General features: G+C 65.2%; 6 protein-coding genes. 2 read left to right on the top strand and 4 right to left on the bottom strand.

From position 1 onward, the window contains the following. Positions 1 to 467 precede the first annotated feature (467 nt). Entirely contained in the window at positions 468 to 2,546 is a 2,079-nt protein-coding gene (locus tag CDN36_RS19390) for an OPT family oligopeptide transporter (protein WP_287497660.1), read from the bottom strand. A 371-nt stretch (positions 2,547 to 2,917) separates the two neighbouring features. Here CDN36_RS19390 and CDN36_RS19385 point away from each other — a divergent pair, with 371 nt between their 5' ends. After that, the gene (locus CDN36_RS19385) at positions 2,918 to 4,432 is read left to right on the top strand and encodes an MFS transporter (protein WP_287497659.1); all 1,515 of its coding nucleotides are present in this window, start codon (positions 2,918 to 2,920) and stop codon (positions 4,430 to 4,432) included. Between the two features lie 73 nt (positions 4,433 to 4,505). Here CDN36_RS19385 and CDN36_RS19380 read toward each other — a convergent pair whose 3' ends face one another. Together CDN36_RS19380 and CDN36_RS19375 are read right to left on the bottom strand one after the other, a co-directional pair. Further along, the gene (locus CDN36_RS19380; RefSeq protein ID WP_150557218.1) at positions 4,506 to 4,949 is read right to left on the bottom strand and encodes a type II 3-dehydroquinate dehydratase; all 444 of its coding nucleotides are present in this window, start codon (positions 4,947 to 4,949) and stop codon (positions 4,506 to 4,508) included. Positions 4,950 to 5,001: 52 nt separating this feature from the next. Continuing rightward, positions 5,002 to 6,408, bottom strand: a complete 1,407-nt coding sequence (locus CDN36_RS19375; protein WP_287497658.1) for an MFS transporter — start codon at positions 6,406 to 6,408, stop codon at positions 5,002 to 5,004. A 236-nt stretch (positions 6,409 to 6,644) separates the two neighbouring features. Between CDN36_RS19375 and CDN36_RS19370 the strand changes: the two genes are divergently transcribed. Further along, positions 6,645 to 7,427, top strand: coding sequence for an IclR family transcriptional regulator (locus CDN36_RS19370; RefSeq protein ID WP_150557219.1), 783 nt, complete (start codon positions 6,645 to 6,647; stop codon positions 7,425 to 7,427). Positions 7,428 to 7,459: 32 nt separating this feature from the next. Here CDN36_RS19370 and CDN36_RS19365 read toward each other — a convergent pair whose 3' ends face one another. Next, positions 7,460 to 8,737, bottom strand: coding sequence for a serine hydrolase (locus tag CDN36_RS19365; protein ID WP_287497657.1), 1,278 nt, complete (start codon positions 8,735 to 8,737; stop codon positions 7,460 to 7,462). Positions 8,738 to 8,871: the final 134 nt, after the last annotated feature.

The raw sequence follows: 8,871 nt of genomic DNA, 5'->3' as shown, positions 1-8,871 counted from the left end.
AGGACCGTGAAACGACTCCACGCCGATGATAGTGCGGATTCCCGTGTGAAAGTAGGTAATCGTCAGGCTCCCCTTAAAAACCCCTTGCCAGGCGCCTGGTAAGGGGTTTTTGCTTTGCAGGGGCGCTTGAGTGTTGCTTTTGCCTGCCTCCGAAAATGAAGCCTTGGTATGCATGGATGGCCCCATGCTCAGATGCTCGGACGAGCATGCTGACTTGCAGACGACTGCTCAAGCCGCTGGGCCACTTGCGGGAGACTCGCGCAGGGACCCCTTCGTCTTCATCCACGTTTCGATTCAGACGGGTAGCCACCGGGACTCCGCCCCCATGTCGACCTTGTCGCAGACACAAAAAAGGCGCCGGAGATTACGGCACCTTTGATATCCCGCCTTTGCCTCGCACACAACGCCGTCAGAGCAGCGCCGTTCTATCCGTCGCTGCCCTGGCGGATCTGTCGTGACGTCGAGTCCTATCGAGCTGCCGGCGCTGCAGCCAACACCCGGCGCACCACCACAGCGCAAATGCCCACGAAGACGATCAGCGCGAGCCATTCGGACGTGGCGGCAAAACCCTTGCCGGCGATCGCGAGCGGCGCGTCCGAGCCGGTGACGCCGACGACCATCGCCATCGCAACGCCAACCAGACTTTCGCCCACGATCAAGCCGGAGGCCAGGAGCACGCCGCGTCGTTCCGCGGCCTGGGCAATAGCCCCGAAGTTCTTGCCCTGCGTTTTCGCGCGCGCCTTGAGCAAGCGTTGCGCAATCCACGCGAGCACCGCGCCGATGACGAGCACCGAACCCACCGTCGGCGGCAGATAGATGCCGATACCTACGGCAATCACCGGCACGCGCGCCACGCCCCCCCGTCTGGCCAACGCCGCATCGATCGCGATCAACGCGATACCGAGCACTGCGCCGATACCGAGCATCGACCAGTCGAGCTGATGGGTGAAGATGCCCTTGGCGATGGCCGTCATCAGGATCGCCTGGGGTGCGGACAGCGCCTGCGACGGATCCATGCCGGCGCGCGGTAGCGCATCCGTGAAACCATACGCGTTGTAGAGCAGATTCAACACCGGTGGAATCACCGCCGCGCCAACCACGCAGCCGACGAGAAGCGCCACCTGCTGACGCCACGGCGTCGCACCCACGAGCCACCCGGTCTTCAGATCCTGCAGATTGTCGTTCGAGATCGTGGCGATGGCGATCACCGCGGACGTGGTGAACAACGCCAACGCAATGGCGAGCTTGCTGCCGCTGCCGGTATCGAGCAGGCCGCTCGCCTGGCTCACGCTGAGAATGAGTAGCGACACCAGCACCACCGCGACGATACCGATGCCCGAGATCGGACTGGCCGACGAGCCTACCAATCCGGCCATGTATCCGCACGCCGCCGCCACCAGGAACCCGAACACGACGGCGAACACCACACTGCAAACGACCAGTGTCGCAATGCCGCCGAACGACAGCGGCGCGTCCGCGAGGAACGCCCCGAACGTCACGACCCAGATCGCCACGCACACCAGTGTGAGGCCGATCACCCAATACGGGGACAGGTCCTGCTCGGTGCGCCCCAGCGTGATGCTCTTCGCACGTCCACCCCGCGATTGCCCCAGTGCGGCAAACGACGTCTTCACGCCATCGATCATGGGCTTGGCCAGCGTAATGAGGGTCCAGACCGCGGCAACGCCGATCGTGCCCGCACCAATGAAGCGCACCTTGTGCTGCCACAGTCCGTTCGCAAACGCCGCGATCGCCAGCCCATCGGTATTGGGCGTGATCGACGTCAGTACCGGCACGGCGATGCCCCAGCTCAGCACGATGCCCAATAGAATCGCCAATCCGGACACAATCCCGATGAGATAACCCGCCCCGATCAGCGCAAGCGAAAAACCCGTGGTCAGACGGAAGACGGCCGCGCCGGCGGGCACCCATGCGGTAATGCTCTCGCCAAGCACCTTGAGGCCGGTCGTCGCAAAGGCGAACAGGGCCGACACCACGCCGCCGAACGCAATCTCGCGCACGCCGCTGGCCTCCTGTCCCCGCTCGCCGATCGCTTTCATAGCGTCCTGCGAGGCCTCGTTGCCCGCGCTGCCCACGCGCAGTATTTCCGCGGCGGCCACGCCCTCGGGATAGGGCAGATCGCTGTCGACGACCATCGCACGCCGCAACGGAATCGTAAACAGCACGCCGAGAATGCCGCCCGACGCGCAGATCGCGAGCGTCAGCCAGAACGGAAAGCCTTGCCAGTGTCCGATCATCAAAAGGCCGGGCAGCACGAAGATGATCGACGAGAGCGTGCCCGCCGCCGAGGCCTGCGTCTGCACCATGTTGTTCTCGAGGATGTTGCCGCCGCGAAGCGCGCGCAGCACGGCCATCGAGATCACCGCAGCAGGAATGGACGAGGAGAAGGTCAGCCCGACCTTCAGGCCGAGATAGACGTTCGAGGCGGTGAACACCACGGTGATCAGTGCACCGAGAATCATGCCGCGCAGCGTCAGCTCAGGGAGCGACACCGCGTCGGGAATACGAGTGGGGTGGGATGCCATGTAAAGAGTCGGGGGATTTCCGCCGAATGGGAATGTGGCGCAAATTGTATGCGCCTCGCTGGTGCACCGCCAGTCTTGACGGCCACCATGGAACGTCCCTTACGTCAATTACGTCCTTACGCCCATTACGTCCGCTACGTCCGTTCGAATCGGCTCCGCCGAACCGCAATCGCCGTGCGGAATCCCCGGCGGGTCGCGGCACAAGGGTGCGAGAGTTCCGCAATCGCAGCATATCCATCTATTTCACGGATGGAATCCAACTTTTCCCAATCGCTTTGCTGATGGATCATACGGGTTTTCCCGTAAAGAAAAATCCAGTACGCGCAGGTCAGTCCGACCGAAACGGCCTGCCACAACCAAGGAGCTTTCCGATGTCCAGCCTGCATACCTCCTCGCATCCGGCAGTCCGGGCAAGCGGCGCTCGCCGCTGGCTCGTGCTCGCCGTCGTGTCGGTGGCGCTGCTGCTCATCGTGATCGACATGACGGTGCTGTACACGGCATTGCCTCGTCTCACTCACGATCTCGCGGCGACGGCCTCCGCCAAGCTGTGGATCGTCAACGCTTACGCGCTCGTCGTCTCGGGCCTGCTGCTCGGCATGGGCACCCTGGGCGATCGCCTTGGCCACAAGCAGCTCTTTCTTGCCGGACTTGCCGTATTCGGCGCGGCGTCGCTGGCGGCCGCGTTCGCACCGAGCGCCAACGTGCTGATTGCCGCGCGCGGTTTCCTTGGCCTGGGCGCGGCCATGATGATGCCTGCCACGCTCTCGCTGATCCGCCTGACCTTTGCCGATTCGCACGAGCAGGCGCTGGCTATCGGCATCTGGGCGTCGGTGGCATCGGGCGGCGCCGCGTTCGGCCCGATTCTTGGCGGCGCACTGCTCGAGCACTTCTGGTGGGGTTCGGTGTTCCTGATCAACGTGCCCATCGTGCTGATCGCGTTGCCGCTCGCCTGGTGGCTGATCCCGAAGGGCGCGGCAACGTCGAAGCAACCATGGGACTGGTTCGGTTCGCTGCTCTTCATGGTCGGCCTGATCGGCGTGACGTATGCCATCAAGAGCGCCGGCAAGATCTCGCCCGACTGGGCGACGGTGGGTATTGCCGCGCTCGTCGGCGCTGTCTTCCTGTGGGCGTTCGTCAAGCGCCAGCAGCGCAGCGTGCATCCGTTGCTCGACTTCACGCTGTTCCGCAACCCGGTATTCGCGCTCGCCGTGGCGGCTGCGCTCATGGCGGCGGCGGCCCTCATCGGCATGCAACTGGTGTTCAGCCAGCGCTTGCAGCTCGTGATGGGCTACTCGCCGCTCGAAGCCGGGCTGGCCGGCATGCCGTTGTCGCTGGCAGCGTTCGTCGCCGGCCCGATCGCGGGGCGGATGCTGCCGCGAATGGGAAGTCCGCGCCTGCTATCGATTGCGTTGACGATGTCGGCCGCGGGCATGGGGGGCTATCTCTTCCTGCGCGACGCGTACTTCATGCTCTGGGCGCTGGCGCTCGTCGTGCTGGGGCTCGGCGTTGGCGCGACCATGACGGCGGCGTCGAGCACCATCATGCAGAGCGCGCCGCGCGAGCGGGCCGGCATGGCGGCGTCCGTCGAGGAAGTATCTTACGAACTCGGCGGAGCGCTGGGCGTGACGTTCATGGGCAGCCTGCTCACGTTCGTCTACGGCCGCGCGATGGACGTGCCGCAAGTGGCGACGCTGCCGGACACCGTGCGTGACAGTCTCGACGAAGCGCAGCTCGTCGCCGAACGTCTGCCCCCCGGCATGGCCGACGCGCTGACGTCGCTCTCCCATGCGGCGTTCAACCAGGGTTTCGACGCGGTGATCGGTGCGGGCGCGCTGTTGCTCCTTGCCACCGCTCTTTGGGGACGCTGGCACGCCCGCCGGCGCTGATCGGCCCGCACGTATCGACGACGCGATTCGCCGGCGCTCCCCAGGCGCCGGCATCCGCGCCCCGCCCGATGGCTCAACCGCCGGCCAGCATCGAAGCCATGGCCTGCAGCGCCAACGGATAACACTGCGCGCCAAGGCCGCAGATCACACCGGTCGCCACGCTCGAGATCAACGAGTGGCGATAGACCTCCTCCCGCTTGTGGATGTTGGTGATGTGCACCTCGATCAGCGGCCGCCGCAGCAACTTGGCCGCATCGAGCACAGGGATCGACCGGAACGACAAGCCCGCCGGATTCAGCACGACGCCGGCATCGGCCTGGAATGCCTCCTGAAGCCAATCGACCATGGTCGCTTCGCTGTTCGTCTGCCGGAACTCGCAACGCAGTTCGAGACGTGCCGCGAGCGTGCGAACGGTCTGCTCGATCTCGGCGAGCGTCGTATGCCCGTAGAGATGCGGCTCGCGCCTGCCCAGCATATTGAGGTTGGGGCCATTGAGAACGTAGACGAGGTCGGACATGATGAGAAATTCGATTCCTGTAAAACTGTAAGAGCCAGCCGTCAGCGGCTGTTCAGTGACTGTTGCGCACGCCGCGCGGCGTCTCCAGCGCGGCGGCAGCGGTGGCATCGGCGGCGGCGGGGCCCTCGCCCGACAGCGCCTGGGCCGAGTCCGTGCGATGCATGTCGATGCCGCGTGTTTCGGGCCCGATGAGAATGGCGGCCAGCGAAATGACGTTCAGCGTCGCGCACAGCGCCACGACGGCCCACGGCGATCCGTTGCTGATCGACAGCAGCCACACCGCGACCATCGGCATCGGGCCGCCGGTGAGCAGATTCGCGCCGGTATAGGCCAGCGCGGAGCCGGAGTAGCGCACGTTGGTCGGAAACGCCTCGGCGAAGGCGACCGGCTGAATGCCGCTCTGATACTGCGTGAAGCCCAGGAACAGGCCCATGATGAGCAACATCGGCACGAAGCTGCGCGTATCGAGCACGGAAAAGTAGACGAGCGAGATAGCGAGCGTGGCGCACGAGCCGATAGCCAGCGCCTTCTTGCGCCCGATGCGGTCGCTGAGCATGCCGCCGAACAGCGCGCCGAAGATGGCGAAGACGTTCGCACCCATCAACAGCATGAATGCCGTCTGCTTCGGCACCTCAAGCGTCTTGGTGATGTAGCTGAGCGAGAACACCACGATCAGATAGAAGATGGCGGCCGGCCCGCAAAAGAAGAGCGTCCAGCGAATGAGCGGCTTGTAGTGCAGCCGCACGGCGTCGCGCAGCGGATTGCTCACCCTGACGATCTGCGCGGCGGACCGCATCGCGGCAAACGCGGGCGTCTCATGTACCCTGAGGCGAATGTAGACGCCCACGATCACGAGCAGGAAGCTCAGCAGGAACGGCACGCGCCATCCCCATGATTCGAACGCCTGCGCCGACAGCGCCGCGGACAATCCGAAAAGTGCCGCATTGGCGAGGATCTGGCTCACGGGCGAGCAGATACCGAGCAGTCCGGAATACTTCCCGCGGCGCTCGGGACTCGCGTGCTCGATGGCCATCAGTTGGCCGCCGGTCGACTCGCCACCGAGCGCGAAGCCTTGCACGATGCGAAGCGCCACCAGCAGGATCGGCGCCCATACGCCGATCTGCGCGTAAGTGGGCAACAGTCCCATCAGCACCGACGCCACGCCCATCACCGAGACGGTGGCAAGCATCAGATTCCGGCGCCCGAACTTGTCGCCCAGCGAGCCGCAGACAATCGCGCCAAGCGGTCTTGCGGCGAGCCCCACGCCGAACGTGGCGAGGGACGCGAGCAGCGCCGACGTGGGCTCCATCGCGGGGAAAAAGAGCTTCGGCAGCAGTGTGGCCGCCAATGCGCCATACAACGTGAAGTCGAACCATTCCAGTGCGGTGCCGATGGTCGCGGCGCTCACCGCACGCGTTTGCATCGATGCGTCCGGCACTGAAGGCGTTGCGTGTGTCATGCCTGTCTCCTGACGATGATTTGTCGTTATGCCCCATGCTCACCGCTCGCCGGAGATCGGAACATCGGCATCTGCCGCCGCCGCGGGCCGAGCGGATAGAGGGGGCCGCCCGGGCCTGTCCCGGGCTGGCAAGCAGATAGTAGCGATCACGGTGGAACACTATTCTGGACTGGAATCAGATGCCATAATGCGGAATTCGCCGCGTCACGACCGCGGCAGCCCCATGGAGGAGACGGATGAACGGCGTCATGGAGCGCACGCTCGCCATTCTGGAACTGCTGGCTCAGCAAGTGGGCGGCACGCCGCTGGCGTTCATCGCCGACGAACTCGACATTCCGCGCAGCGCCTGTCACCGCTTGCTGAGCGATCTGAAGACCTTCGGCTATGTACGCCAATTGCGTGAGCACGGTGATTACGTACTGACGACGAAGCTCGTCGGCCTGGGCCTGAGTTTTCTCAGCACCTCCGGCATCGTCGATATGGCGCAGACGATTCTCGACCGGCTCGCGCAGACGTCGGGCGAACTGGTGCGCCTGGCAATCGCCGACGGCGATCGTCTCACATGGGTCGCCAAAGCCCAGGGGGCGATCAAGGGCTTGAAGTACGACCCCGACATGGGGATGGATACGATCCTGTCGTGTTCGGCCACGGGGCACGCGTGGATGATGACGATGACCGACGAGCGTGCGCTGGCACTGGTGAGTCGACAGGGCTTCGGGCAGCCAAGGGACTACGGCCCGAACGCGCCGACGACGGTGCAGGGACTGTTGGCGTTTCTCGAAGCCGCGCGGGCGCGCGGTTACGCCACGATCAACGAGGTGTTTTCGCCCGGCATGACGGCAATGGCGGCGCCGATTCTGCGTCGAGGCTATCCCGCGCTGGGCGTGATCAGCATCGCAGGGCCGTTGATCCGGCTGGACGAGGCGCGCATGGCGCGGCTGGGGCCCGCGTTGCTTGCCGCGGCCTCCGAGCTGGCGGCTGCCAGCCAGGCGTCCCCGTTATTCGACCGGATCCGCTAGGGCGTGGTACTGGTGAGCCGCCGGTACAGCGCTCACTTCAACGAGCACGACAGCCAATGGGCGATGCGCACGCCATCGAGGCGCGCGCCTTCGGGGGTGTCGCTGCCGAGCATCGTCACGATGACGGGACGCCGCTTGTGCACCATCACGCGCATGACCATGTTGTGGCCGGACTCGTTGATGAAGCCGGTCTTCTGCACGCTTGCGTGCACCTTCCCATAGCGCACCAGCCGGTTCGTATTGACGTACTGCAGCTGACCCTTGCCCGTGCGCACCTTTTGCTGATGGTCGATGGAGTAGCGGCGAATCAGCGGGTAGCCGTTCGACGCCCGCACGAGGCGCGCGAGCTCTCGCGCGGTCGAGACGTTGCGCGGCGACAGGCCCGTGGCGTTCTCGAAGCGGGTGTTCGGCATGCCGAGCGCGCGCGCCTTGGCGTTCATGGCGTTGATGAACGCCGCGCGTCCGCCCGGATAGTCGCGGCTCAGCGCTGCGGCCGCGCGATTCTCCGAGGCCATCAGGGAGATGTGCAGCATGTCGGCGCGCGAGAGCGTCGAGCCCACCGCGAGACGCGAATGCGAGAATTTCAACGTGTCGAGATCGGCGCTCGTGACACGCAACGGCGCGCGCATGGCCGGCCCGCTGTCGAGCCACACCATGGCCGTCATCAGCTTGGTGAGCGACGCGATGGGCCGCACCCGGTCCGCGTTCCTGGCGTAGAGCGGCGTGCGCGTCTTTTCGTCCACGATATAGACCGCCCGCGAAAACAACCGTTTGCGAGACGCCGGCGTGAAGCCGCAGCGTGCGAGCAGACGCGGCCTGGCATCGGTGCTGAGCTGCGTGGACGGCGCCGCTGCGATCGCCGATTTCGGTGCGCGACGATGCGACGCGGCTTTCGCCGCGGGCGACTTGGGCGCAACACGACGCTGCGCGGCCGTTGGCCGACGCGTCGTCGCGGCGTGACGCGAAGCCCTGCCGTGACGGGCGGCGCGCGTTTGCGACGTGCTCGTCGCCGCCTTGCGATGCATTGCCTTGGCCGACGCCTTCGCCACCGCCTTCTTCTTGGTGGCGTCAAGACGCCGCTTTCCCGTGCTGGTCTGATGCGCGTTGGCCGCGAGCGCATCGCTGATGGGAAGTCCGGCAATGAGCAATATCACGCCGAACAGCACGAGACGCGCCAGCGCGATCGCGCGCGGCGACACGCCATGGAGAGCAGGCAACTGCCGCAGCAAGGTCGGACGGGACGACAGGCGAAGCGATTGCGACGCGCGAGGCAATGGAGGTTTCGGCAGCGGGTACCACTGGGCAAACATCTTCGCGGTTCCGTAGAGGAATGAGTGAGGGGTCGCATCTGTGCGCGGCGTGCGGCGCCAATACAGCACATGAAGGGAAACCGGTTGGACGAAGCTCGTCCGGGGAGTTCCGGAATTTTCGTCGTTCGTATTAC

Source organism: Pandoraea sp. CB10b_02, assembly GCF_002216225.1.
GTDB lineage: Bacteria > Pseudomonadota > Gammaproteobacteria > Burkholderiales > Burkholderiaceae > Pandoraea > Pandoraea nosoerga.
The sequence above is the reverse complement of the archived record's forward strand: the minus strand, read 5'-3'. Positions and strand labels throughout refer to the sequence as shown.